Source organism: Pseudomonas sp. NPDC086112, from assembly GCF_044746425.1.
Taxonomy (GTDB): domain Bacteria; phylum Pseudomonadota; class Gammaproteobacteria; order Pseudomonadales; family Pseudomonadaceae; genus Aquipseudomonas.
The window spans coordinates 1-26,519 of the sequence record NZ_JBIVCD010000011.1 but is presented as its reverse complement, the minus strand read 5'-3'; the positions used below and the strand labels follow the sequence as shown (position 1 = coordinate 26,519).

General features: G+C 59.3%; 23 protein-coding genes. 11 read left to right on the top strand and 12 right to left on the bottom strand.

Going from position 1 to position 26,519, the window contains the following annotated elements:
- Position 1: 1 nt before the first annotated feature.
- From pcaH to pcaR, 6 genes are all read right to left on the bottom strand, one after another.
- Positions 2-706 (bottom strand): protocatechuate 3,4-dioxygenase subunit beta, encoded by a 705-nt coding sequence (gene pcaH / locus ACIPLA_RS10420; RefSeq protein ID WP_401173077.1) that lies wholly within the window; start codon positions 704-706, stop codon positions 2-4.
- A gap of 51 nt (positions 707-757) precedes the next feature.
- Complete coding sequence (pcaF, locus tag ACIPLA_RS10415; protein WP_218398578.1) at positions 758-1,963, bottom strand: 3-oxoadipyl-CoA thiolase; 1,206 nt, start codon at positions 1,961-1,963, stop codon at positions 758-760.
- Positions 1,960-2,739 carry a CoA-transferase subunit beta gene (locus ACIPLA_RS10410; RefSeq protein WP_008005876.1) on the bottom strand — a complete coding sequence of 260 codons (780 nt, stop codon included), beginning with the start codon at positions 2,737-2,739 and terminating at the stop codon, positions 1,960-1,962. Before ACIPLA_RS10410 ends, pcaF begins: the two co-directional genes overlap by 4 nt.
- Complete coding sequence (locus ACIPLA_RS10405) at positions 2,739-3,596, bottom strand: CoA transferase subunit A (protein ID WP_007903838.1); 858 nt, start codon at positions 3,594-3,596, stop codon at positions 2,739-2,741. The genes ACIPLA_RS10410 and ACIPLA_RS10405 overlap by 1 nt, the downstream gene beginning before the upstream one ends.
- Before the next feature lie 287 nt (positions 3,597-3,883).
- Positions 3,884-5,230 (bottom strand): MFS transporter, encoded by a 1,347-nt coding sequence (locus ACIPLA_RS10400; protein WP_123499215.1) that lies wholly within the window; start codon positions 5,228-5,230, stop codon positions 3,884-3,886.
- Positions 5,231-5,517: 287 nt separating this feature from the next.
- Positions 5,518-6,360, bottom strand: a complete 843-nt coding sequence (pcaR, locus tag ACIPLA_RS10395; protein ID WP_008074568.1) for a pca regulon transcriptional regulator PcaR — start codon at positions 6,358-6,360, stop codon at positions 5,518-5,520.
- 666 nt (positions 6,361-7,026) lie between these two features.
- Between pcaR and ACIPLA_RS10390 the strand changes: the two genes are divergently transcribed.
- Together ACIPLA_RS10390 and ACIPLA_RS10385 are read left to right on the top strand one after the other, a co-directional pair.
- Positions 7,027-7,227, top strand: coding sequence for a hypothetical protein (locus ACIPLA_RS10390; RefSeq protein WP_007903846.1), 201 nt, complete (start codon positions 7,027-7,029; stop codon positions 7,225-7,227).
- Between the two features lie 377 nt (positions 7,228-7,604).
- Entirely contained in the window at positions 7,605-9,080 is a 1,476-nt protein-coding gene (locus ACIPLA_RS10385) for an inorganic phosphate transporter (protein WP_063342708.1), read from the top strand.
- A 269-nt stretch (positions 9,081-9,349) separates the two neighbouring features.
- Here ACIPLA_RS10385 and ccoM read toward each other — a convergent pair whose 3' ends face one another.
- From ccoM to ACIPLA_RS10370, 3 genes are all read right to left on the bottom strand, one after another.
- Positions 9,350-9,466 (bottom strand): cytochrome c oxidase subunit CcoM, encoded by a 117-nt coding sequence (ccoM, locus tag ACIPLA_RS10380; RefSeq protein WP_007906619.1) that lies wholly within the window; start codon positions 9,464-9,466, stop codon positions 9,350-9,352.
- 144 nt (positions 9,467-9,610) lie between these two features.
- Positions 9,611-9,772, bottom strand: coding sequence for a hypothetical protein (locus ACIPLA_RS10375; RefSeq protein ID WP_007906621.1), 162 nt, complete (start codon positions 9,770-9,772; stop codon positions 9,611-9,613).
- Positions 9,773-9,875: 103 nt separating this feature from the next.
- Complete coding sequence (locus ACIPLA_RS10370) at positions 9,876-10,217, bottom strand: hypothetical protein (RefSeq protein WP_052966937.1); 342 nt, start codon at positions 10,215-10,217, stop codon at positions 9,876-9,878.
- A gap of 229 nt (positions 10,218-10,446) precedes the next feature.
- Between ACIPLA_RS10370 and rapA the strand changes: the two genes are divergently transcribed.
- Complete coding sequence (gene rapA / locus ACIPLA_RS10365; RefSeq protein WP_218398289.1) at positions 10,447-13,293, top strand: RNA polymerase-associated protein RapA; 2,847 nt, start codon at positions 10,447-10,449, stop codon at positions 13,291-13,293.
- A 175-nt stretch (positions 13,294-13,468) separates the two neighbouring features.
- On the opposite strand, the gene ACIPLA_RS10360 is transcribed toward rapA, so the two are convergent.
- Positions 13,469-14,818, bottom strand: a complete 1,350-nt coding sequence (locus ACIPLA_RS10360; RefSeq protein ID WP_192344298.1) for an MFS transporter — start codon at positions 14,816-14,818, stop codon at positions 13,469-13,471.
- A gap of 370 nt (positions 14,819-15,188) precedes the next feature.
- Between ACIPLA_RS10360 and ACIPLA_RS10355 the strand changes: the two genes are divergently transcribed.
- Together ACIPLA_RS10355 and ACIPLA_RS10350 are read left to right on the top strand one after the other, a co-directional pair.
- On the top strand, positions 15,189-15,554 hold the full coding sequence (locus ACIPLA_RS10355; RefSeq protein ID WP_033036882.1) for a YkgJ family cysteine cluster protein: 366 nt from the start codon (positions 15,189-15,191) through the stop codon (positions 15,552-15,554).
- A 148-nt stretch (positions 15,555-15,702) separates the two neighbouring features.
- On the top strand, positions 15,703-17,985 hold the full coding sequence (locus tag ACIPLA_RS10350) for a bifunctional diguanylate cyclase/phosphodiesterase (protein ID WP_218398580.1): 2,283 nt from the start codon (positions 15,703-15,705) through the stop codon (positions 17,983-17,985).
- Here the strand turns inward: ACIPLA_RS10350 and ACIPLA_RS10345 are convergent.
- Positions 17,876-18,772, bottom strand: coding sequence for an NAD(P)-dependent oxidoreductase (locus ACIPLA_RS10345; protein ID WP_218398293.1), 897 nt, complete (start codon positions 18,770-18,772; stop codon positions 17,876-17,878). The genes ACIPLA_RS10350 and ACIPLA_RS10345 overlap by 110 nt on opposite strands.
- 197 nt (positions 18,773-18,969) lie before the next feature.
- Here ACIPLA_RS10345 and ACIPLA_RS10340 point away from each other — a divergent pair, with 197 nt between their 5' ends.
- The gene (locus ACIPLA_RS10340; RefSeq protein ID WP_401173076.1) at positions 18,970-21,165 is read left to right on the top strand and encodes a hypothetical protein; all 2,196 of its coding nucleotides are present in this window, start codon (positions 18,970-18,972) and stop codon (positions 21,163-21,165) included.
- A 308-nt stretch (positions 21,166-21,473) separates the two neighbouring features.
- Here ACIPLA_RS10340 and ACIPLA_RS10335 read toward each other — a convergent pair whose 3' ends face one another.
- Positions 21,474-21,779: a DUF2288 domain-containing protein gene (locus tag ACIPLA_RS10335; RefSeq protein WP_218398299.1), complete on the bottom strand. Its 306-nt coding sequence runs from the start codon at positions 21,777-21,779 to the stop codon at positions 21,474-21,476.
- Between the two features lie 27 nt (positions 21,780-21,806).
- Between ACIPLA_RS10335 and ACIPLA_RS10330 the strand changes: the two genes are divergently transcribed.
- The 5 genes from ACIPLA_RS10330 to livG all read left to right on the top strand — a co-directional run bounded on the left by ACIPLA_RS10330 (position 21,807) and on the right by livG (position 26,432).
- Positions 21,807-21,953, top strand: a complete 147-nt coding sequence (locus ACIPLA_RS10330) for a hypothetical protein (protein ID WP_157173008.1) — start codon at positions 21,807-21,809, stop codon at positions 21,951-21,953.
- Positions 21,954-22,130: 177 nt separating this feature from the next.
- A complete protein-coding gene (locus ACIPLA_RS10325; RefSeq protein ID WP_218398302.1) occupies positions 22,131-23,258 on the top strand; it encodes a branched-chain amino acid ABC transporter substrate-binding protein in 1,128 nt (375 codons plus the stop codon).
- Between the two features lie 233 nt (positions 23,259-23,491).
- Positions 23,492-24,415 (top strand): high-affinity branched-chain amino acid ABC transporter permease LivH, encoded by a 924-nt coding sequence (livH, locus tag ACIPLA_RS10320; RefSeq protein WP_008074580.1) that lies wholly within the window; start codon positions 23,492-23,494, stop codon positions 24,413-24,415.
- Positions 24,412-25,668 (top strand): high-affinity branched-chain amino acid ABC transporter permease LivM, encoded by a 1,257-nt coding sequence (locus tag ACIPLA_RS10315; protein WP_123499229.1) that lies wholly within the window; start codon positions 24,412-24,414, stop codon positions 25,666-25,668. Before livH ends, ACIPLA_RS10315 begins: the two co-directional genes overlap by 4 nt.
- Positions 25,665-26,432 (top strand): high-affinity branched-chain amino acid ABC transporter ATP-binding protein LivG, encoded by a 768-nt coding sequence (gene livG / locus ACIPLA_RS10310; RefSeq protein WP_401173075.1) that lies wholly within the window; start codon positions 25,665-25,667, stop codon positions 26,430-26,432. The genes ACIPLA_RS10315 and livG overlap by 4 nt, the downstream gene beginning before the upstream one ends.
- Positions 26,433-26,519: the final 87 nt, after the last annotated feature.

Below are 26,519 nucleotides of genomic sequence, written 5' to 3'. Positions count from 1 at the left end.
CTTATTTCTCCATCGGCGTGGCTTCGCGGCCGCGCAAGACGATGTCCCAGCGATAACCGAGGGCGTAGGAAGGGATGGTTTTTTCCAGGTCGAAACGGGCGATCAGGCGCTCTTTGGCACTCGTATCAGGCACACAGTTGTAGATCGGGTCGTAAGCCAGCAACGGGTCGCCCGGGAAATACATCTGCGTCACCAGGCGCGTCAGAATGCTCGGCCCGAACAGTGAGAAATGGATGTGCGCCGGGCGCCAGGCGTTGTGATGGTTACCCCACGGATAGGCGCCAGGCTTGATGGTCTGGAACTGATACCAGCCATCGGCGTCGGTCACGGTGCGGCCGGTGCCGGTGAAGTTCGGGTCCAGCGGTGCGTCGTGCAGGTCGCGCGCATGGTTGTAGCGACCGGCGGCGTTAGCCTGCCAGATCTCCACCAGAATCCCCGGCACCGGCAGACCGTTTTCATCCAGCACACGGCCGTGAATGATGATCCGTTCACCCAGTGGTTCACCCTGATGCTGCGCGGTCAGGTCGTTGTCCTGCGCTTGAATGCGCTCGGCGCCGATGGTCGGCCCGGTGATTTCCGACAGCGAATGAGGCAAAAACACCAACGGTTTGGAGGGCGAGCGAAGGTTGGTGGATTGATAAGGAGGGTGCAGGTATTCCGGCTGAGTGCCCGTCTGCGGGCGACGGTAACCAGGCTTGTCAGTCATTACGCTTTCCTCAGTTCTTATTAGTCGACGCTTTATTCACAGCCAAGGGTGTCAGACCCGTTCGATCGCCAAGGCCAGACCCTGGCCGACACCGACGCACATGGTCGCCAGACCTTTCTTGCCACCGGTCTTTTCCAGCTGATGCAGCGCGGTCAGTACCAGACGCGCGCCGCTCATGCCCAGCGGATGGCCCAAGGCAATGGCGCCACCGTTCGGGTTGACCTGGGCGGCGTCATCCGCCAGCCCCAGTTCACGCAACACCGCCAAACCTTGGCTGGCGAACGCTTCGTTGAGCTCGATCACGTCGAAATCACTGACCGCCAGGCCCAGGCGCTCAGTCAATTTACGCACCGCCGGCACCGGGCCAATGCCCATCACCCTGGGTGCGACACCGGCACTCGACATGCCCAGCACTTTGGCGCGAGCAGTCAGGCCATGTTTCTTCACCGCGTCGCCAGAAGCCAGAATCAACGCCGCCGCACCGTCGTTCACCCCGGAGGCATTGCCAGCGGTGACGGTTTTGTCCGGGCCATTGACCGGTTTGAGTTTGGCCAGGGTTTCCAGTGTCGTGTCAGCACGGGGATGCTCGTCCTGCATGACCACGCTTTCACCCTTCTTGTGGGCAATGCGCACTTCGACGATTTCTTCGGCGAAAAATCCGGCGGCTTGCGCGGCGGCCGTGCGTTGCTGACTGCGCAGGGCGAACGCATCCTGATCGGCGCGGGAAATCCGGTAATCGTCGGCCACGTTATCGGCGGTCTGCGGCATCGCATCCACACCGTATTGGGCTTTCATCAACGGGTTGATGAAACGCCAGCCGATGGTGGTGTCTTCCAGTTTCATGTTGCGCGAGAACGCCGCATCGGCCTTGCCCATCACGAACGGTGCGCGAGACATCGACTCGACGCCGCCGGCAATCGCCAGCTCCATCTCGCCGCTGGCGATGGCCCGGAATGCGGTGCCGATCGCATCCATGCCCGAAGCGCACAGGCGATTGAGGGTGACCCCGGGAATGGTTTCCGGCAGGCCCGCCAACAACAACGCCATGCGTGCCACGTTACGGTTGTCTTCGCCGGCCTGGTTGGCGCAACCGAGGAACACCTCATCCACCGCGCTCCAGTCCACCGAGGGGTTGCGCGCCATCAGTGCCTTGATCGGCACGGCGGCCAGATCATCGGCGCGAACCGCCGACAGGCCGCCGCCGAAACGGCCGATGGGGGTGCGAATGGCGTCGCAGATATAAACGTCACGCATCAGGCTTCTCCGGGTGCTTGGCCGTGGGCGGCAGCGGTGCGGGCTTCCAGATCGCGCAGCGCCGTCAACTCGACATCGGTGGGCTCGGCGGTGTTTTCCACCTGATCGGCAAAACGAATCGCCCAGCCGGTGGCGGCAATCACTTGCTCGCGAGTCACGCCTGGGTGCAGCGCGGTTACCACGAATTCATGAGTATCCGCTTCGGGTTCCATGATGCACAGGTCGGTAATAATGCCGACAGGACCGGCGCCCGGCAGGCCGAGACGCTTGCGTGAATCACCGCCCTCGCCATGGCCGACCGAGGTGATGAAGTCGAGCTTGTCGACAAAGGAGCGCGCCGACTGCTTGAGGATGATCAGTACGCTTTTGGCGGAACCGGCGATCTCCGGTGCGCCACCGGCGCCCGGCAGGCGAACTTTCGGCTGATGGTAGTCGCCCACCACCGTGGTGTTGATGTTGCCGAAACGGTCGACTTGCGCAGCACCGAGGAAACCGACGTCGATGCGCCCGCCCTGCAACCAGTAGCGAAAAATCTCACCGGTCGGGACGACAGTGTCGGCGGTTTCCGCCAGTTCACCGTCGCCGATCGACAACGGCAGTACGCTGGGCTTGGCACCGATCGGACCCGATTCATAGATCAGGACGACATCTGGCGAGGAAGTCAGACGTGCCAGGTTGGCGGCTTTCGACGGCAGGCCGATGCCGACGAAGCATACCGAACCGTTTTTCAGACGGCGGGCGGCGGCGACGGTCATCATTTCATTGGTGGTGTAAGTCATTACTTGGCCTCCGAAGCAGCGGCCAGCTTGGCCTGGAACTCACTGAAGTCAGCGCAACCGTGGATGTACTCGTTGATCCACGCGGTGAAGGTTTCACGGTCGCGGGCAATCGGGTCCCAGGCTTGATAGAAGCGGTTGTCGCGTTCGGTGTAACCGTGGGCGTAGGACGGATGCGCGCCACCCGGCACATGGCAGACCGCGCTCAAGGCCCAGGTCGGCAGCACGCAAGCGTTCATCGGTGCGTTGAGGTCGTCGACGATTTCTTCAACAGTGACGATGCAGCGCTTGGCGGCCAGCGCCGCTTCTTTCTGCACACCGAGAATGCCCCAGAGCAGCACGTTGCCTTTGCGGTCGGCTTTCTGCGCGTGAATCACGGTGATGTCCGGTCGCACCGACGGCACCGCCGCCAACACTTCGCCGGTGAACGGGCACGTGACGGTTTTGATCAGCGGGTTGACCTTCGGCAGGTCGGAACCGGCGTAGGCGCGCAGCACCGCGAACGGTAAGCCCGAAGCGCCCGCGACGTAGGCATTGGCCAGGTCGGCGTGACTGTGCTCTTCGATTTCCAGCGCATGCGGCCACTGCCTTTCGACCGCGTCACGCAGACGGTGCAGCGAGCCCACACCTGGGTTACCGCCCCAGGAGAAAATCAGCTTGCGAGCACAACCGGCACCGATCAATTGGTCGTAGATCAAGTCGGGCGTCATCCGCACCAGGGTCAGATCTTTCTTGCCCTGGCGGATGATTTCGTGACCCGCCGCCGTAGGAATCAGGTGAGTAAAGCCTTCGAGCGCGACGGTATCGCCGTCGTTGACGAACTGCTTTACCGCGTCATGCAGCGAAAGGATTTCAGCCATGGGGCAGGCTCCCGTTTTCTTATGAACCGACAGTGGTAGAAAAAGGCGCGAGGTTCGGCGCCGGAATGACTGAAGGTTAAGCCCCTGAAAAACGCTAAACAATCCGATAATCGACTGAGTGTTCGTTTATCGAACAGATTGTTGTCTCGCTACCGATCCCTAAAAGCTTCGCGGGCAAGCCTCGCTCCTACGGGATGCGCGTGATATCCGCGACCATACATTTCCGTAGGAGCGAGGCTTGCCCGCGAAGAGGCCATCAGCCTCGCTGAAGAATCTGAAACTTGCCCTCAGGTCGCATCCGCATGGCTGACCATGCCCTTGATCACCACCGCCGTGGTCGCCAATGCGGCCGGAATCACCAGCGCCGTCAGCACCTGTTCGAAGTTCCAGCCCAGGCCCAGCAACGTTGCGCCCATCCACGCACCGAGGATCGCGCCGAAGCGGCCAATCCCGAGCATCCATGACACACCGGTTGCCCGCCCTTGAGTCGGGTAAAACCGCGCCGCCAGCGACGGCATCGCCGATTGCGCGCCGTTGACACACATCCCGGCTACCAGCACCAGGGTTGCCAGCAATGTGATGCTGCCCAGGCTCTGCCCTACCGCGTAGGCAAATACCCCGGCGAATAAGTAGAAAATGCCGATGACCTTGTGCGGATTGAACCGGTCCATCGCCCAGCCCACACCCACTGCGCTCAACACCCCACCGAACTGGAACAGCGCACCAATGAACGCCGCCTGCTCCATGCTCGCGCCGCTGTCACGCATCAGCGTCGGCAACCAACTGGTCAGCAGGTAAACGATCACCAGGCCCATGAAGTACGTCAGCCACAGCAACAACGTGCCAGTGCTGTAAGTCCCGGAGAAGATCACCGCAAACACATTGCGCGCCTTCACGGTTTTCTGTTCCGGCACGCTGAAGCTCGAAGCCTGAGCCACCACCGTCGGGTCGATCGGCGCCAAGGCCTTGCGCACTTTGTCCGTGCCACGATTGCGCACCACCAGGTAACGTGCCGATTCCGGCAACCAGAACAGCAAGACGACAGCGAGGATCAACGGCAGAATCCCGCCGATCATCAACAGACTGTGCCAGCCGAAGGCCGGGATCAGTTTGGCCGAGATGAACCCGCCCCCGGCCATGCCAAGGTTGAAGCCGCAGAACATGCTGGTCACCAGCAGGGATTTTTTGCGCTCCGGGGTGTATTCGGACAGCAGCGTGGTGGCGTTCGGCATGCCGGCGCCCAGGCCCAGGCCGGTGAGGAATCGCAGTACCAGCAGTTGATCGACGTTGGTGCTATAGGCCGACGCCAGGCTGAAAGCGCCGAACACCAACACCGCGCCCACCAGTACGACTTTTCGCCCGAAGCGGTCAGCCAATGGCCCGGAACCCAAAGCGCCGAAGACCATCCCGATCAACGCCGCACTCATCACCGGGCCGAGACTGGCGCGATCGATGCCCCAGTCCTGGGACAGTGCCGGCGCGATAAAACCCATGGCCGCGGTGTCGAGGCCATCGAGGAAAACAATCAGGAAACATAGAATCACCACCCGCCATTGGTAGCGCGAAATGGGTTGAGTGTTGATGAAGGACTGTACGTCGAGGCAGTTTCCTACAGCAGACTGAGGCTGGTTCATTATTTTTATTCCACGCAAAGAACGCAGTCGAACAGGTGCCAGCCGGGGCTGACGCTATGACAAGAAAGGAGGTCGGGATCAGGCAATCCGGTTTCGGCAGCTAAACCGATGGAAACAGCGACAGTCGGGAAACGTGCGCATGACGATGCCTCTTCTCATTATTATTGGGGCGTGATCCGGCGACTGACTGAAGACCCATAGTGCCGGATGACGCTGCCGCGACATTAATGATCCAAGGGAAAGAGCGTCAATTCGATAAACGCGACTCTGTGCGTTTATCGAACAGCTTAGGCAAAGAGTTGCGCGCTCAGGTCACGACTGGCACTTAACAGGCCTGGCAAGAAACGTTGCTCCAACTCGTTGCGACTGACCCGGCCGGCGTGGGTGCTGACGTTTAAGGCCGCCACCACTTGGCCGGACGCGTCGTACACCGGCACGGCAATTGAGCGCAGGCCCTGCTCCAATTCCTGATCAACGATGCACCAGCCTTGCTGCCGTACCTCTTGCAGGCATTCGAGCAATGCCTCGGGGGTATGCAACGTGCGACTGGTCTTGGCTTGCAGCTCTGCATGGTCGAGGTATTCACGCAGTGACGTGTCGTCCAGCGCGGCGAGAAGAATCCTGCCCATGGACGTGCAATAGGCCGGCAATCGCCCGCCCACCGAAAGGTCGACGGAAATCAGCCGCTGGGTGGTCGCCGAGCGTGCAATGTACAAAATGTCATCGCCCTCCAGCGTGGCCATGTTGCAGGCCTCATGCAGTTGCTCGCTCATGCGGTCCAGATACGGCTGGGCAGAAACCGCCAATGGCGTCGACGACAAATAGGCATGGCCCAGGGTCAGTACTTTGGGCAACAGCGAATAGGTGCGTCCGTCGGTGGTGGCGTAGCCGAGCTTGATCAGGGTATGCAGGCAACGTCGCACAGCGGCGCGGGGAATTTCCGTGCGATGGCTGATCTGCGCAATGGTCAGGTGCCGCTTGCGCTCCTGGAACGCTTGCACCACCGCCAAGCCACGGGCCAGGGAGGTCATGAAATCCGGGTCACCGGTCAGCGCCTGGATTCGCTTGGCGGGCGAGGCAACGATCGGCGGTGCCACTGAAGCGAAGGAATTGCGCATTTGATCGTTCATATCGGTTGTTTCCCACACGGATCAGCGACTATTACAAGCGGCTCCCGGTCTGATACACAAGCCACCGGCCACCAAGATTGGGCGATTATCGAACCATGGGCCGATAATCGCAATCAGTGGTTGCTTATAGTGAGCCCTACTGCTTTCATCCCCCTGCAATATGTTTGTTATTTTCGGTCACGTTTTAAAGGAGCTTCGGTGTACTAATTCGTTCGGCTTAATGGCGCCAGAAAGTCACCGCTGTAACTGGCATCACGGCACCGTAGTTACCGGTAAAAGTTTGCGAGTAACAAAACAATCACACACGAGGAACTACTTTTAACTCTCAAGAGATAGTGTTCTTCGGATCGACCGCTATAATGCATCTCAGTGGCGACCGGTTTTTTACGTGCCGATTTCGCCAACCGGCAGCGCAATATCCATTGCCGCTGTCCGCAGCAAGCGCCTGACGCTCATTTCATATGCTCCGCCAACGCGCTCGCTGAAACAGGAGACTGATGCTACGTCAGCTGTTTTTCTCTGGTGCCGTGGCCGCCTGCAACAAGGACGAATTGATTGCTCCGAGGGAACGATGCCGTGTCAGGCATTGTCCCTTCAACGAGCGTGGTCAATAAATCGATGCAGCGCGTTTCACCAGAATTAATCTCAACTCAATCAGGTAGCACTGTGACGAAAGACGAACTGCGCGCGGAACTTGAGCGCCAGGAACAACGTTACAAGGAAGTTTACGGCGGGGAAGTCACCACCTACGCCGCTCAGCCCGAACCCGAACGCAAACCCTGGCGCAAACGCGCCACCGTTCAGGACCAGGCCTTCTCCCAGGAATTGCAGAAGATGGAAAAGGAACTCAAAGCCGAAGAGCCATGACTGCCTCGGTTTGAATTCTTTCAAGAGCCTGCATCTACACCTGTTAAAAGCGGGCTGTATCGATGATGCTTTTCGCGCCCGCTACAAGCGGGCGGCGGTCCCCTCATCCATTGGATGAGGTAAATGGCTCCTGTCCGACCTTCTTCTCAGATATTTCATACACGCGTTCAAGCCTCTCGCCCTGCCGGGAGAAATCCTTGTGGCTACAGCCTTTGCAAGCGAATTCAATGACTTGTAAAACCCTGAAAAAACCTGGGGACTGGGGGATTGCCACAAAATAATTCGTTGAAGAATGTAACCGATGAGCAGCTAGTGCATCGATTACCCATCTTTTCTGGCATAATCGCGCCCCCTTACGACCGGGTCAGAAAACCTTCATGATCGATTTATTCAGCGGACTGGATGCTTGGGTGCTTGTGAGCCTCTTGCTCGCCCTGGCCTTTGTCCTCGCCTTCGAGTTCATCAACGGCTTTCATGACACCGCAAACGCGGTGGCCACTGTTATCTACACCAAAGCCATGCCGCCTCATCTGGCGGTGTTCTTTTCCGGTGTGTTCAACTTCCTCGGCGTGCTGCTGGGCGGTGTGGGCGTGGCGTATGCCATCGTCCATTTGCTGCCGGTAGAACTGCTGATCAATGTGAACACCGGTCACGGACTGGCCATGGTGTTCTCGTTGCTCGCCGCCGCCATCACCTGGAACCTGGGCACCTGGTATTTCGGTATCCCCGCCTCCAGCTCTCATACGCTGATCGGTTCGATCCTCGGTGTCGGCCTGGCCAACGCCCTGATCAACGATATTCCGTTGGCCGATGGCGTGAACTGGCAGAAGGCGATCGATATCGGTGCCTCCCTGGTGTTCTCGCCAATGGCCGGTTTCCTGATCGCAGCCCTGGTGCTGATCAGTCTTAAATGGTGGCGTCCGCTGTCCAAGATGCACAAGACACCGGAACAGCGCCGCAAGATCGACGACAAGAAACACCCGCCATTCTGGAACCGTCTGGTGCTGGTGATTTCGGCGATGGCTGTCAGCTTCGTACACGGCTCGAACGATGGCCAGAAAGGTATCGGCCTGATCATGCTGGTGCTGATCGGCATCGTGCCGGCGCAGTTCGTTCTCGACCTGAATAGCACCACCTACCAGATCGAACGTACTCGCGATGCGACCCTGCACCTGAGCCAGTTCTACGAGCGCAACCGCGAATCCCTGGGTGAGTTCCTGGCACTGGGCAAAAGCGTGAAAGGCGATCTGCCGGAGAAATTCCGTTGCAACCCGCAACAGACCGAACCGACCATTTCAGCGCTGCTGGGCACCCTTAAAGGTGTAGCCGACTACCATTCGTTGCCGTCGGAAAGCCGCATCGAAGTACGTCGCTACCTGCTCTGCCTGGACGACACCGCGAAGAAAGTCGCCAAGCTGCCAGGCCTCGCTGCCCGTGAAAAGGCTGACCTGGACAAACTGCGCAAGGACCTGACCACCACCACCGAATATGCCCCGTTCTGGGTGATTCTGGCGGTCGCCCTGGCCCTCGGCCTAGGTACCATGGTCGGTTGGAAACGCGTGGTCCTGACCATCGGCGAGAAAATCGGCAAGCAAGGCATGACCTATGCCCAAGGCATGTCGGCGCAGATCACCACAGCGTGCATGATCGGCGCGGCGAACATCTTCAGCCTGCCGGTTTCCACCACCCACGTCCTGTCTTCAGGCGTAGCCGGTACCATGGTCGCGAACAAAAGCGGCCTGCAAGGCGGCACCGTCAGAACCATCCTGCTGGCCTGGGTCCTGACCCTGCCAGCTACCGTGGCCCTGTCGGCCGGCCTGTTCTGGCTGGCGTCGAAAGCACTGGGTAGCTGATACGCAGTGGCACAAAAAAGGCGCGTTCCGTGAGGTTCGCGCCTTTTTTATTGCAATCTTCCAAAAAGACACCACAAATCAAATGTGGGAGCGGGCTTGCTCGCGAAAGCGGTGTGTCATTCAACATTGATGTTGGCTGACCTGACGCCTTCGCGAGCAAGCCCGCTCCCACAGTAGCTCTATGTACATCCGACAGATTTTTGCAGGCAAAAAAAAGGGCGACCGAAGTCGCCCAAAATGCCTTGCGTGCTCATTGCTCCAGAAAGACCCTACGGTTTTTTCCGCTTATGCGAATCCTTCCAGATAAAAAATCCAAACCCTGCAAAAAACAGAACCATGAGGCCGACAGTCAGCACTCCGGCGATCACCACGTTGTCAAAAAACATGACTGGCCTCCTGCACTTGCCCTGTTGCGATGGGGCTAAGTTAACCAATTGGGCAGGAGAGAAAATTGACCGGGATCAATGCCGCCCGAGACGGGCGTAAAAGGAAGGGAAATAACTGACCTGCATCAACCGATGCAGGGTGTTTCAACGCTTTTTCGGTTTGTTCTTCGGCTTTTTCTTCGCTTTGCCCAACGGCATCGCCTGCTCGAACGCCTGGCGTACTTCATTCAAGCGCTTTTCATTAAGGTCATGAACCCGCTTGGCGCGTTCGGTGTTGAGGTCGATCAGCTTGTCATCTTGGCTCATGGCGTTCAGTGCATCGCTTGGAAATGAATTCAACTGCCGGTAAAGGCGACAGGATTACGCCAATAATGCGGTCTGGCGCGGGCGCTGACCAGTGATCCGACATTCAGATTTCGATATCGACCCACAACCCCTGACGCGGCTGATCCTCCATCAACGGCACCACCGGTACGGTGTTGTCGGCATTGAGCTCATTGCCGGGAATTGCCAGATGTTCTTCAGGGTCCTCATCGGCCTCACGACGGCGGCGCTCCCGCTCCTGTTGCCGACGCTGTTCCTCGCGCAGCTGCAGGCCTGCCTCTTCCGGATCGCGTTTTTGCAGGTCGATGGTGCTTTCGTTGGAGCTTTCCTGCACCGGCACCACGGGCGGAATATCCGGGCGCTGGCGAATCGGATCCTGCTGTGACGTGATCGGTACGGCGCTCAAGGGGAGCATCGGTGGCAGCATATTGTTAGTCTCCTGTCTGCAGGCTGTCGGCTGCGGGAATGGCGACTTGAGCCATCGGTCGCAAACTTGTGACCCGCCTGGCACCGTAGGAGTTGGCGCAGCCTGCGATCTTTTGATCTTCATCTCCCGAAAAGTTCGCCTCCTCCATCAGCGCGCGCATGTAATCCTTTGGTCCTGAAGGCTCATTCCGTTAAGATAGCCCGCTTTTTCAAGGTGGGAGTCAGGCAGCATGGCGCAGCAGTATCAACCGGGGCAACGCTGGATCAGTGACAGCGAAGCCGAGCTGGGTTTGGGCACCGTTCTGGCACAGGACGGCCGCTTGTTGACCGTGCTCTACCCGGCCACTGGCGAGACTCGCCAGTACGCGCTACGGAATGCGCCCCTCACCCGCGTGCGGTTTTCGCCGGGTGACAGCATCACTCACTTCGAAGGCTGGAAGCTGACCGTCCAGGAGGTCGACGACGTCGATGGCCTGCTGGTCTACCACGGCCTCAACGCGCAGAACGAAGTGGTCACGCTTCCGGAAACCCAGCTATCGAACTTCATTCAGTTCCGTCTGGCCAGCGACCGTCTGTTCGCCGGACAGATCGACCCGCTCGCCTGGTTCTCCCTGCGATACAACACCCTGGAACACACCAGCCGCCAATTGCAGTCCTCGCTCTGGGGCCTGGGCGGCGTGCGTGCGCAACCGATCGCGCACCAGTTGCACATTGCCCGTGAAGTCGCCGACCGCATCGCGCCGCGGGTTCTGCTGGCAGACGAAGTGGGCCTGGGCAAGACCATCGAAGCCGGTCTGGTGATCCATCGCCAACTGCTTTCGGGCCGCGCCAGTCGCGTATTGATCCTGGTGCCGGAAAACCTCCAGCACCAGTGGCTGGTGGAGATGCGCCGCCGTTTCAACCTGCAAGTCGCGCTGTTCGACGAAGAACGCTTCATCGAAAGCGATGCCGCCAACCCGTTCGAAGACACCCAGCTCGCACTGGTTGCACTCGAATGGCTGGTAGATGACGAGAAGGCCCAGGACGCGTTGTTCGCGGCCGGCTGGGATTTGCTGGTGGTCGACGAAGCGCACCACCTGGTGTGGCACGAAGATCAGGTCAGCCCTCAGTATTCGCTGGTGGAGCAACTGGCCGAAGTCATTCCCGGCGTCTTGCTGCTGACCGCGACTCCGGAACAACTGGGTCAGGACAGTCACTTCGCGCGTCTGCGCCTGCTCGACCCGAACCGTTTCCATGACCTGCACGCCTTCCGCGCCGAGAGCGAAAACTATCGCCCGGTGGCCGAAGCCGTTCAGGAGCTGCTGGACAAAGGGCGTCTGTCGCCTGAAGCGCACAAGACTATCCACGGTTTCCTCGGCAACGAAGGCGAAGCCCTGCTGACCGCCGTCAATGATGGCGACACCGAAGCCAGCGCCCGTCTGGTCCGCGAACTGCTGGACCGTCATGGCACCGGCCGCGTGCTGTTCCGTAATACCCGCGCCGCCGTGCAGGGTTTCCCGGAGCGCAAACTGCACCCGTACCCGCTGCCGTGCCCGGCCGAATACCTCGAACTGCCATTGGGCGATCACGCCGAGCTGTACCCGGAAGTCAGCTTCCAGGCCCAGCCGGACGCCAACGAAGAAGAGCGCTGGTGGAAATTTGACCCGCGTGTCGAGTGGCTGATCGACACCCTGAAAATGCTCAAGCGCACCAAAGTGCTGGTGATCTGCGCCCACGCCGAAACCGCCATGGACCTGGAAGACGCCTTGCGCGTACGTTCCGGCATTCCGGCCACGGTCTTCCACGAAGGCATGAACATCCTCGAGCGTGACCGCGCCGCCGCCTACTTCGCCGACGAAGAATTTGGTGCGCAGGTGCTGATCTGCTCGGAAATCGGCAGTGAAGGTCGCAACTTCCAGTTCTCGCACCATCTGGTGCTGTTCGATCTGCCGTCGCACCCGGACCTGCTGGAGCAGCGTATCGGTCGCCTCGACCGGATCGGTCAGAAGCACATCATCGAGCTGCACGTGCCGTACCTGGAAACCAGCCCGCAAGAGCGGCTGTACCAGTGGTATCACGAGGCGCTGAACGCGTTCCTCAACACCTGCCCGACCGGCAACGCCTTGCAGCATCAGTTCGGCCCGCGCCTGCTGCCGCTGCTGGAAAACGCCGACGATGGCGAGTGGCAGGCGCTGATCGACGAAGCCCGCACCGAACGTGAGCGTCTGGAAGCCGAACTGCACACCGGTCGCGACCGCTTGCTGGAACTCAACTCCGGCGGCGCTGGCGAAGGTGATGCGCTGGTCGAGGACATCCTCGAACAAGACGATCAGTTCGCCCTGCCGATCTACATGGAAACCCTGTTTGACGCCTTTGGCATCGACAGCGAAGACCATTCGGAAAACGCGCTGATCCTCAAGCCAAGCGAAAAAATGCTCGACGCCAGCTTCCCGCTGGGCGACGACGAAGGCGTGACCATCACCTACGACCGCAACCAGGCGCTGTCTCGCGAAGACATGCAATTCATCACCTGGGAACACCCGATGGTTCAAGGCGGCATGGACCTGGTCCTTTCCGGCTCGATGGGCAACACCGCCGTGGCGCTGATCAAGAACAAGGCGCTGAAACCGGGCACCGTGTTGCTGGAACTGCTCTACGTCAGCGAAGTGGTTGCTCCGCGCTCGCTGCAACTGGGCCGTTACCTGCCGCCGGCCGCCCTGCGCTGCCTGCTCGATGCCAACGGCAACGACCTGTCGACCCGGGTGTCGTTCGAAACCCTGAACGATCAACTGGAAAGCGTGCCCCGCGCCAGCGCCAACAAGTTCATCCAGGCCCAGCGCGACCAGCTGACACCACGGATCAACGCTGGCGAAGAGAAAATCACCCCGCGTCACGCCGAACGCGTGGCCGAGGCGCAACGTCGTCTGGCGGCGGATACCGACGAAGAACTGGCACGCCTGACCGCGTTGCAAGCGGTCAACCCGACCGTGCGCGACAGCGAACTGGTTGCCCTGCGCAAGCAACGTGAGCAAGGCCTGGCCATGCTCGACAAGGCTGCGCTGCGACTGGAAGCGATTCGGGTGTTGGTGGCGGGTTAATCTCCTGCTCCACCGCTGAAACAAGAAGGCCCGCAGCGATGCGGGCCTTTTTTTCTGCTTGATTGTTGTGGTGTTGCTGATGGCCTCTTCGCGAGCAAGCCCGCTCCCACATTCGAGTGCATTTTCCCTGGAAGAACTCGGTCGAATGTGGGAGCGGGCTTGCTCGCGAAGGCGATTAGGCAGTCACCGCAGAACCCGCAGGCTCAACCACCGCCTCCAACCCCTCCTTCATCCGCTTGGCATCCCTGACAAAACACCGCGAGGCCAAAAACAGAAACACCATGGTAAAGAACAGGGCCACTGGAATCAGGTACATCGCGTCATGCAGACCGACCGCTTTGTACGCCTCGGTCATCTGTTCGGCACCAGCCGAGAGCATCGCGCTGTGGGCGAAGTGATCCGACAATCCGCCAACCACCACCGGCCCCAATCCCCCACCCAGCAAATACAGACCGGCAAAGAACAGCGCCATCGCCGTGGCCCGCAAACGCGGTTCGACCACGTCCTGAATCGCCGTGTACACGCAGGTATAGAAGTTGTAAGCAAATAACCAACCCAGGCTGAACACCGCGACAAACACCCCGATCTCGATGCGTCCGGCGTGCAGGGCCCAAGCGGTACACACGGTCGAAATGATCAGGCTGAACGCCGCGAACAGCAGCCGCCCATTGGCCACGCGTTGGTGAATCTTGTCGGCGATCCAGCCGCCGAGCGTCAGGCCGAACAGCCCGGTCACCCCGACGATCACCCCGGTCGCCACCGCTGCCTCCTGCAACGGCATCAGGAAATATCGCTGCAGCATCGGCACCAGAAACGAGTTGCAGGCATAAGTCGCGAAGTTGAAACACAGCCCCGCCATGACCAGCCACAGGAAAGTCGGTACCGCCAGCACTCGACGGATCGGCCGGTCCACGCGCTCCTGAGACACTTGCACGCTTTCCGCCGCGCCGCGTTTTGGCTCTTTGATGAAGAACATGAACACCGCCAGGATCAGCCCCGGCACCGCCGCGATAAAGAACGGCGCGCGCCAGCTGTCGAACGTCTTGACCATCCAGCCGATGGTGAAGAACGCCAGCAGTAACCCCAGCGGAAGACCCAGCATGAAAATGCCCATGGCCCGAGCCCGACGATGAGCCGGGAACAAATCGCCGATCAGCGAGTTGGCGGCCGGCGCGTAACTGGCTTCACCGATGCCGATGCCCATGCGCACGATCAGGAAACTCCAGAAACTGCCCACCAGCCCGTTGACCGCAGTCAGCCCGCTCCATGTTGCCAGGCCCCAGCCCATCAGTTTGCTGCGCGAACCGGTATCGGCCAATCGCCCAAGGGGCAGGCCGGCAATGGCGTAAACGATGGTGAATGCGGTGCCGATGATCCCCAGTTGAAAGTCGCTGAGGTGCCATTCCATGCGGATCGGCTCGATGATGATGGCCGGGATGGTGCGATCGAAGAAGTTGAACAGGTTGGCCAGGAACAGCAGGAACAGAATGCGCCAGGCATTCGCCGCTTGGGTCGAGTTCTGCATGGGTCCGTCTCTTTTATTGTTATGAAGGCGTCGCTGCCCCCGGAAACTGCAATCTAGTCAGGCGCGCGCGGCGTGTCTGTCATCATTCGCCAGCCTGATATCAGCCCATGGCAACCGCCCCCTCCCAAACGCCACAATACCTTGTGGGAGCGGGCTTGCTCGCGAAGGCGGTGTACCGGCCTACGATGATGCCGACTGACACGCCGCCTTCGCGAGCAAGCCCGCTCCCACAGGGGAATGGCGGTGTTTTCCATGACCCGACCGACCATTGAAAAATACCTCTGTCCCCCCCTTCCCAAGCCCAAGGCAAAGCCTAGAATAGCGGCCTTGTCTGCCCACCGTGTCCCCCATCCCTCTTTGACTATCGCCCATGTCCGAAGCCAGTCCGTGTCTGAATTGCGGTGCCTGCTGTTCTCATTTTCGCGTGTCTTTTTTCTGGGGTGAATGCATCTCGGCAGGGGGGACGGTGCCCGATGAACTGGTCGCGCCCATCAGTCCCAGCCGGGTGGCCATGCTCGGCACAGACTGCAAACCGACCCGCTGCGTCGGGCTGGTGGGTGAGGTGGGCAGCACCGTGCAGTGCTCGATTTACGATCAGCGCTCCAGCACCTGCCGGGAGTTCGACGCCTCATGGGCCAATGGTGAGGTGAACGTGGATTGCGACGCGGCCCGGGCCGCGTTCGGGTTGCCAGCCCTGCAACCGGAGTTCGAAATGCCTTATGAACGGAGCGCTTGAGACTTAGCGCCAATCGCTATCACGCTAATACCAAAATTATTGGCGTCACCGTGCCATCACCTCTTGCGCTCCGTGCAAGGCCTCTATACTGCAAGCATTCGCCAGCGCGCATGGCGCAGGCCAGGATGATTCAGAGATGGGGCATGCTATGGAGTGGCTTGGTTTGCATTTCATGACCGGGCTGCCAGAGAGCGGACAGGTCATACTCGATTGCACCCATAACCCGTTTTTGGTGTTGCTGGCCTATCTAGTGGCTTGCGCGACCGGTTTCGCCACGCTGGGCATGACCGAGCGAGTCGGCCATGTGGAAAAACCTGCCTCCCAACGACTCTGGCGCTGGGTCGGTGCCGGGTGTCTGGCGGGCGGTATCTGGGCCATGCATTTCATCAGCATGCTGGCGTTCCAGGCGCCGATCGAAATCCATTACCACTTGCCCACTACCCTGCTCTCGCTGTTGTTCGCCCTGACCGCCTCGTGGCTGGCCATGCACACCCTCAGTCATCCGCAGCTGAATTTCTGGCAATACCTGCGGGCCGCAGTGTGGATTGGCCTGGGCATCGCAACCATGCATTACGTGGGCATGGCCGCCCTGCGCTCGAATGCGATGGCCTACTACCAACCCGTGCTGTTCGTGCTTTCCATTGTAATCGCCATCGGGGCCAGCCTGGCCGCCCTGTTGATTTCCAGTCACCTGCGCGATGGCGCCGGCGTGTTTCATCAATTGCTCAAATACACCGCCAGCCTGGTGCTCGGAGCCGGCATCGTGAGCATGCATTTCACCGGCATGGCGGCATTCAGCCTGGTGCTGCCCGTTGGCAGCCTTGAGCCCCTGCCCAGCGACAACAACCACCTGCAACTGGGGCTGACGGTAGCGGTAATGACGCTGCTGATCATCGGCAGCGGCATCAGCGCTGCATGGGCGGACAAGAAACTGCAACACAAAGAGCATGACCTGCAACGGGTCAACGCCCTGCTCAGCCAACTGGATCAGGCACGCATGTCGCTGCAACAGGTGGCGCATTACGACCCCTTGACCAACCTGATCAACCGACGAGGCTTCAACCAGATCTTCGCCGAGAAACTCATTGAGAAAACCAATGAAGGCGGCATGCTGGCGGTGATGTTCCTCGACATCGACCATTTCAAGCGGATCAATGACAGCCTCGGCCATGACGCCGGTGACGAATTGCTTAAAGTTCTGGCCAGCCACATCAAGGCTGCAGTGCGCAGCCATGAAGACGTGGTGGCGCGCTTCGGAGGCGACGAATTCTGCATCCTGATCACCCTGTATGACCGTGAAGAAGCGCGGCAAATGGCCCAGCGCATCATGCTGAAAATGAAGGAGCCCATCGAGTTGTCCGGACGGCGCATGGTCATGACCACCAGCATCGGCATCAGCCTGTTTCCCGAAGACGGCAAGACCTGCGAAGAACTGCTGAAAAACGCCGACCTGGCGCTCTACCAGTCCAAGGATTGCGGTCGTAATGCCCTGCATTTTTTCAGTTCAAACCTGAAAACCCGAGCCACCCTGGAGTTGCAACTCGAAGAAGAACTGCGTCACGCCCTGCGCGAAGACACCGGGTTGATGCTGTATTACCAACCGATTTATGACCTGAGAATCGGCCAGGTCACCAAACTTGAAGCGCTGATTCGCTGGCAACATCCGGTTCACGGATTGCTCACGCCCGATCGGTTCATCGCCATTGCCGAAGCGAACGGCCTGATCGCCGAGCTGGACAACTGGGTGCTGCGCAAGGCCTGCGAGGACTTGGGCGAGCTGTCCCGCCACGATTGCGAAGAACTCAAAATCGCGGTGAATTGCTCGCCCCTGAACCTGGCGCGAGAAGAACTGGCCAATGAAATCGAACACGCCCTGCACGCCTTCGGGGTGGCACCACACCGGCTGGAACTGGAAGTCACCGAGAATGCGCTGATGGGCAATATCAGCAACACCCTGGTGTTGCTGCGCCAGATTCGCGCCCTCGGGGTCTCGTTGTCGATCGATGACTTCGGCACCGGCTATTCATCCCTGGCCTACCTCAGGCGCCTGCCATTAAATACGTTGAAGATCGACCGCTCGTTTATTCAGGACATTCCCAAGGCCACCCAGGACATGGAAATCGTCCAGGCCATTATCGTCATGGCCCATACCCTGCATTTGCAGGTCGTCACCGAAGGCGTCGAAACCTTCGAGCAATACGACTTTCTCGAACGCCATGGCTGCGATTTCGTTCAGGGCTACCTGCTCAGCCATCCGGTACCGCTGGCCGAGCTGCGTCCAGTGCTGGCCGAAATCAATCAGCGCAAGCACATGCACACCTTCAATCCTTTGAGTCTGGCTCGCGGTATAACTGCACTAGCGTCGACGGATCCTTTTCAAGGAAGCCCTGCCCCCCATGGAGGCGCATCAGTTGTGCGGCCAATCCGCTGATCGGTGTGGCCGAACCCTGTTCGCGGGAAAATTTCACGGCGGTGTCCAGATCCTTGAGCAGCGTGCGTACGTGCCACTTCACCGGTTCGAAACGGCTGTCGGCCATTTGCGGCGCAAGAATCTGCAGCGGTTTTGAATCGGCGAAGCCACCGGCGAGCGCCTCGGCGATCAAGCGGGCGTCGACCCCGGAACGCTCGGCCAAGGCCACCACTTCGGCAATGACCAGGGCATTGCACGCCACGATCATCTGATTGCAGGCCTTGGTCACCTGCCCCGCACCGACGGCGCCCATGTGGGTCACACGCTGGCCAAGGGTCAACAACACCGGCCGCACGCGCTCAAGGTCTGCCGCCTCGCCACCGACCATGATCGCCAGGCTGCCGGCCTCGGCGCCGACCACCCCGCCGGAGACCGGCGCATCGAGCCAACTCATACCAGTTTTACTGGCCAATGAGTTCGCCATTTCCCGCGTCGCGGTGGGCTCCAGGCTGGAAAAATCCACCAGTAGCTGGCCGCTTTTCGCCCCCTCGGCAACGCCTGCCGCGCCAAACACCACCTCACGTACAACAACTGTGTCGGCCAAGCACAACATCACCAGGTCCGCGTGTCGGCACAGTTCGGCCGGTGTCGCCACTTGCCGCGCGCCGGCCTCGACCAGCACTGCGCACTTGTCAGGGTTACGGTTCCACACCGTCAGCGGATAACCCGCCGCCAACAGGCGTCGGCACATTGGCAAGCCCATCAAACCGATTCCGGCAAACCCCAGCGCTGGCAACGTTGCCATCATTTAGCCTCCTTTTGATTAAAGATCATCGAATATTGGCCGATTCATCATGATTAAGGAAAGGATTCCCCCGAGCGACGCACAGGCCAAGACCCTGACGCTTGGGCTACATTCGCGCTGCAAAAAGACGCGAGATCTCATTCCGTGATGACTCGATGACACTTGTCGCCGAGCCGACCAGTCCAGGTATATGGCGCACAATGACTTCTAAAAATAATCCGGCCACCGCGGTATCCGACCTGACCCTGAGCCCCGCGGCGAACAGCCCCTCAGCGTCGAAGCCATTGACCCCGTCGCGTCCGCTGGCGACTCAGCAATACCTGTACTTCACCGAAACCAATACCGACCGCATCCTCGACAACCTCGACGGCCTGCGCGACTTGGTGTTCCCGCGCCCGCCCCATCTGGAAGGCGACAACGAACAGCACAGCGATCAGGAATTCCCTTCGGTGTGCCTGATCGGCCTGGGCCGCTGTGGTTCGAACATCGCACTGGACGTCGCGGAGCTGGTGTACAACGCCCGCAAGTTCTACCTCAACGAATTCAACAACGAAGACCGTCTGTCGCCGGACAAACGCTACGCCGAAAAGGGCTACAGCCCGGCGCAATGGATCCGCAACAACCTGCGCCTGGGGACGAACAAGGCCAGCAAACCGGTGTTTCTGGTCGAGCCGCTGGTGATGCTCGGCGACCTGGACAAGGACATCGCCGGTCGCATCCGTTTCTCGCGCAAGGGCGAAAAAAGCGGCTTTTTGCGCGACTACAGCAAAATGAAAATCATGGACTTGTCGGAAGTCCACGCCGGTGGCGCCGGTAACGCGCCGATCCTCGGCCAGTACCTGGCCAAGATCATCCTGAACAAGGACACCCAGCGCTTCTCCAGCCCTGACTGGAAGATGATTCACTCGTACCTGATCGACAGTTGCGGCATCAAGGCCAACCAGTCGCGCCTGTATTTCTCGATCTTCAGTGCCGGCGGCGGTACCGGTTCGCGCATGGCCTCGGAGTTCGGCCTGGCCCAGCAGCACTCGTACATGAACAAGACATTCGACACCAAGCCGATGGACGAGCACGACAGCAAGAGCGGTCATTCCTTCGTCTTCGAACCGATCTTCACCAGCGGCATTTGCGTACTGCCCAATATTTCCGATCACCGCAGCGAAATGTCCGAGGCGCTGCACATCAACGCCGGTCGCTTGTTGTGCAAATACCTGTCGGAAGAGTGGGACTTCTCCTACAACTTCGCCAACGAAGACAGTAGCGAAGCCAGCGTCATGGGCCGTATCCGCCCATGGAACGCGATGATGCTGATCTCCAACGACATCATGCGTTACGCCGAAGAAAGCGATGACGGCAACATCCAGAACATTGATGTCAATGCCATGGAAAAGCACGCCAACCAGTACATCTCACAGCAGATCTTCAACATTCTGACAGCGCAGGCGGTAACCACCGACTACGACCAGAACTATTTCCGTCGCGCCGGCATCGACATCGGCGAAACCATTCGCCTGGACGCCAACGACCTGTTCATGAGCCTGGCCGGCCCCGTGGCGATTGCCTACGCCGAGTCCGTGGTGCCGGAAACCCCGCCACCGAGCAGCGACAAGTTCAAGGTGTTCGAAAAAGAGCCGCAACGCCTGAACATCGACGACCTGTTCTTCCGCTCCATCGACCTGCCGCACTTCAACAAGGTCACGCAGGCAATCGAAGGCATCAGCCTGTTGCCGATCGAGTCCAAGCGCTATCGCGCCTCGCTTGAGCAGTACAAGAACTCGGGCTATGACGCGGCCGCGTTGCACGACCTGCACTTCTTCAAGAACTGCTCGTCGGTGGTGTCGATTGTGTCCTTGCCCAAGGACTACAAGCTGTCCTACATGGACCTGAACAGGCTGAAGACCCACCTCAACAGCCTGTTCCCCAACACCACGCTCAAGCGTTATGCGCTGGTAATCGGCGCCTCGGCCAACTTGTCGCTGACCACCCTCATCGCCAAGAGCCCGTGCCTGTCGGACGACTTTTTGACCCTGATCGTGGCCTTCATCAAGCGCTGCTTCGCGAAAAACCCCTACCGCTTCGACGAGACGCTGGACAACTCGATCCTGGACTTCATCATCAACGAAGACTTCGACGAAGACCGGATCGATGAACTGCTCAACGAATTCGAAAACCCGGCGAAAATCCTCGATACCAACTGGTACGCGATCAAACCGATGTACGAGAAAAAGTACCGTGAGCTGATCAACGACAAGGACAAGTTTGTCTCGATCAATGACATTCGTTTGTCTCGGGATTGCGTGAAGAAGGCGATCAAGTATCTGCGAGAGATTTACCGTCACCGGATTGGCAAGACCAAGGTTATTTCTTTGAATAACCATACCGGTAAAACCGCTTAATCGGCGGCGCCGCCATTCGCGAGCAAGCCCGCTCCCACATTTGATCGCATTCCTTCTGGAGGAACACGGTTAAATGTGGGAGCGCGCTGCTCGCGAAAGCGGCCTGACATTCACCGCATCAGCCACTGACTTACCAACATCCAGAAACAATTAAGCAGCCAATCGGCTGCTCAATAAACTGTTCCCGTTACGTTTACGTCACCCTCGCCAAGACCCTTCTGTGGCCTTTCTCTACGGCAACATGCCATCACGCTACTCGGCTACACACTTTTAACCGGCAGCGCAGCGCACCAATTAAGTGCAAGCGTTCAGCTCGTCGCCCTTTCCTGGATCAGAATCCACGGTGAAACCACCACGGCCCACAGCTCGGGATCGCGCTCGAAAAGATCCAGCGCCCGCGTTTCAGACAGCTTGGCGACCTTGTCGGCGGCCAGCCAGGCAGCGACTTTCTCGCCTTCATCGGTTGCCACCGCTTCTGCCACAGCGATCAAATCCAGGCCTGGATCGACCCACAATAGGGCACCCCTGGCAAAGAACGGCTCCAACTCTTTCCAGGTAATAGATGCGGTCTCACCAAGCAGCTTGGCATAGAGGGTGCTAGGTTCTTGAGTCATGGGTTTCTGTCCGCAATGAAAATCGACGTGAATGATAACGTCGGTATTGCGCCAGAAAAACCCGGATGCAATTGCGTTACCGATCGAGAAATGCAGGAAAGCCAGGGAATGCTGCTGAATCCAAGTATTAGCCAGCTAACATCCCGCCGTGATTCTGTCTTTTTCTTTCAATAAAGCGACACCCTCAGGTTTTGCCCCCCGGCGCTGCCTTCCCAGGCTAACAATCGGCGCTCTACACTGTACCGGTACAGTTGCCGGGGGCATTTTCCGGAGGATATCAACGATATCTGACCCGGTTCTGCTGCTACGGCGCCAGGACTATAAAAACTACAACAGTAAGAGTGGAGCACTATGACTAAGGCTACTAAGCAGATTTCAAAACTGTTTGCCGCTATGGTTCTGGCCGGGGTTGCCAGCCATTCGTTCGCCGCTGACACCATCAAGATCGGCATCGCCGGCCCTAAAACCGGCCCTGTAGCCCAATACGGCGACATGCAGTTCAGTGGCTCCAAAATGGCCATCGAACAAATCAACGCCAAGGGCGGCGTCGACGGCAAGAAGCTCGAAGCCGTTGAATACGATGACGCCTGCGATCCAAAACAAGCGGTTGCTGTTGCGAACAAAGTCGTCAACGACGGCGTCAAGTTCGTGGTGGGTCACCTGTGCTCAAGCTCCACTCAACCGGCTTCGGACATTTACGAAGACGAAGGCGTGATCATGATCACTCCGGCTGCCACCAGCCCGGACATCACCGCTCGCGGCTACAAAATGATCTTCCGCACCATCGGTCTGGACAGCGCCCAGGGCCCTGCCGCCGGTAACTACATTGCCGATCACGTCAAACCGAAAATCGTTGCTGTGCTGCACGACAAACAGCAATACGGTGAAGGCATCGCCAGCGCCGTGAAGAAAACCCTCGAAGGCAAAGGCGTCAAGGTTGCCGTGTTCGAAGGCATCAACGCTGGCGACAAAGACTTCTCTTCGATGGTCTCCAAGCTCAAGCAAGCCAACGTCGACTTCGTCTACTACGGCGGTTACCACCCGGAGCTGGGTCTGCTCCTGCGTCAATCCCAGGAAAAAGGCCTGAAAGCCAAGTTCATGGGTCCGGAAGGCGTGGGTAACGACTCCATTTCGCAGATCGCCAAGGAAGCTTCCGAAGGGCTGCTGGTGACCCTGCCGAAATCCTTCGACCAGGATCCGGCCAACATCGCCCTGGCTGACGCGTTCAAAGCCAAGAAAGAAGACCCGAGCGGTCCGTTCGTGTTCCCGTCCTACTCGGCTGTGCAAGTCATCGCCGAAGGCATCAAGGCCGCCAAGAGCGAAGACACCGCAAAAGTGGCTGAAGCTATCCACAAGGGCACGTTCAAAACCCCGACCGGCGACCTGTCTTTCGACGAAAAGGGCGACCTGAAGGACTTCAAATTCGTGGTTTACCAGTGGCACTTCGGCAAACCTAAAACTGAAGTTTCGCCTCAGTAAGGCCTTGGCCTGACTGACTGCCAATAAAGCCCACGGCGTGCCGTGGGCTTTGTTTTACGAACGTATTGGGCCGCGCTGGCGTGATCCGCCAGTCTCCCCACCTGAAAATCTCAAAACCGTCATCAGCGGTTCGCTGGCAAACCTCGAATTCGAAGTGGATGCAGATCCACGGGGCTCGAGCGGGAAAATGACTCCACCAGTGAAATGCGTATCAGGTTTTTAGGAGCGCTGTAATGCCTGACATCTATCACTTCTTCCAACAGCTGGTTAATGGTCTGACCATTGGCAGCACGTATGCCCTGATCGCCATCGGCTATACGATGGTTTACGGCATCATTGGAATGATCAACTTCGCCCACGGCGAGGTGTACATGATCGGCTCTTACGTGGCGTTCATCGCCATCGCCGGGCTGGCCATGCTGGGACTCGACAGTGTCCCTCTCTTGATGACCGCGGCTTTCCTCGCGACCATCGTCGTGACCAGTGCCTACGGTTACAGCATCGAACGGATCGCCTACCGCCCCCTGCGCGGCAGCAACCGTCTGATCCCGCTGATCTCCGCCATCGGCATGTCGATCTTCCTGCAGAACACGGTTCTGCTGGCGCAAGACTCCAAGGACAAATCCATCTCCAACCTGATCCCTGGCAACTTCGCCATCGGGCCAGGTGGCGCACATGAAGTGCTGATTTCCTACATGCAAATAGTGGTGTTCGTGGTGACCCTGGTCGCCATGCTCGGCCTGACGCTGTTCATCTCCCGTTCTCGCCTGGGCCGCGCCTGCCGCGCCTGTGCCGAAGACATCAAGATGGCCAACCTCTTGGGTATCAACACCAACAACATCATCGCCCTGACCTTCGTCATCGGTGCGGCACTGGCGGCCATCGCGGCCGTGCTGCTAAGCATGCAGTACGGCGTGATCAACCCGAACGCCGGTTTCCTGGTCGGCCTCAAAGCCTTCACCGCAGCAGTATTGGGCGGTATCGGCAGCATCCCCGGCGCGATGCTCGGCGGGCTGGTGCTTGGGGTGGCGGAAGCCTTTGGTGCCGATATCTTCGGCGACCAGTACAAGGACGTCGTGGCGTTCGGTCTACTGGTTCTGGTGTTGTTGTTCCGGCCAACCGGCCTGTTGGGCCGTCCGGAGGTTGAGAAAGTATGACTAGGAATCTTAAACAGGCGTTGTTCAGCGCCTTGCTGGTGTGGGCGGTTGCCTACCCGGTACTGGGTCTGAAACTGACCATTGTCGGCATCAACCTCGAAGTCCATGGCACCAGCACTGCAACGCTGATCACCATCGCCGTGTGCTCGGTGCTGATGTTCCTGCGGGTGCTGTTCGACCAGCAGATCAGCTCGGCCTGGAAAGCCTCGCCCAACCTGCCGGTGATGCCGGCCAAGGCCAGTCACTTCCTGACCCTGCCGACCACCCAGCGCTGGATCATCATCGCGTTGATCATCGGTTCTCTGGTCTGGCCGTTCTTCGGCTCCCGCGGGGCGGTGGACATCGCCACCCTGGTGCTGATCTACGTGATGCTCGGCCTGGGCTTGAACATCGTGGTCGGCCTGGCTGGCCTGCTCGATCTCGGTTATGTCGGCTTCTACGCCGTGGGCGCCTACAGCTACGCGCTGCTGTCGCACTACTACGGCCTGAGCTTCTGGATCTGCCTGCCGATCGCCGGGATGATGGCGGCCACGTTTGGCTTCCTGCTCGGTTTCCCGGTACTGCGTTTGCGCGGTGACTACCTGGCAATCGTGACCTTGGGTTTCGGTGAAATCATCCGTCTGTTCCTGCGTAACCTGACCGACCTCACCGGCGGCCCGAACGGCATCAGCAACATTCCCAAGCCCACGCTTTTCGGGCTGAGCTTTGATAGAACTGCCGCAGAAGGTCTGCAGACCTTCCACGAGTACTTCGGCCTGGAATACAACTCGATCAACAAGGTGATCTTCCTTTACCTGATCGCGGTGTTGTTGTCGTTGTTCGCGCTGTTCGTCATCAACCGCTTGCTGCGCATGCCCCTGGGCCGTGCCTGGGAAGCGCTGCGTGAAGACGAAATTGCCTGCCGTGCACTGGGTCTCAATCCAACGGTCATCAAGCTGTCGGCCTTCACCCTCGGTGCCTGCTTCGCCGGTTTCGCCGGTAGCTTCTTCGCCGCGCGCCAAGGCCTGGTGACACCGGAGTCCTTCACCTTCATCGAATCGGCGACCATCCTCGCCATCGTGGTGCTGGGCGGCATGGGCTCGCAACTGGGCGTCGTCCTCGCCGCCACGGTGATGATCCTGTTGCCGGAAATGATGCGTGAGTTCAGTGAATACCGCATGTTGATGTTCGGCGCCTTGATGGTGCTGATGATGATCTGGCGTCCACAAGGTCTGCTGCCGATGCAACGCCCCCACATGGAGCTGCGCAAATGAGCCGTGAGATCCTGAAAGTCACTGACCTGAGCATGCGCTTCGGCGGCCTGTTGGCGGTCAACAGCGTGGCCCTGACCGTTAAAGAGAAACAAGTGGTATCGATGATCGGCCCCAACGGCGCCGGCAAGACCACCGTGTTCAACTGCCTGACCGGTTTCTACCAGCCCACCGCCGGCAGCATCGTGCTGGACGGTGAGCAGATCCAAGGGTTGCCGGGCCACAAGATTGCTCTCAAAGGCGTGGTGCGCACCTTCCAGAACGTGCGGCTGTTCAAGGAAATGACAGCGGTCGAGAACCTCTTGATCGCGCAACACCGTCACCTGAACACCAATTTCCTGGCCGGTCTGTTCAAGACCCCCGCGTTCCGCAGAAGCGAACGCGAGGCCATGGAATACGCCGAGTACTGGCTGGAAAAGGTCAACCTCAAGGAGTTCGCCAACCGTCCGGCCGGCACCCTGGCCTACGGTCAGCAACGTCGCCTGGAAATCGCTCGCTGCATGATGACCCGCCCGCGGATCCTCATGCTCGACGAACCGGCTGCCGGTCTCAACCCGCGGGAAACCGAAGACCTCAAGGCACTGATCGGCATCCTGCGTGAAGAGCATGATGTGACCGTGCTGCTGATCGAACACGACATGAAACTGGTCATGAGCATTTCCGACCACATCTTCGTGATCAACCAGGGCACGCCCCTGGCCGACGGCACGCCGGAACAGATCCGCGACAATCCTGAAGTGATCAAAGCCTACCTGGGGGCCGCGTAAATGCTGCAGTTCGCAAACGTGTCCACCGTCGACGGCAAGATCCCGGCGCGGCGCCGCGTCACCGGCGACGGCCGTCAGGGCGCGAGC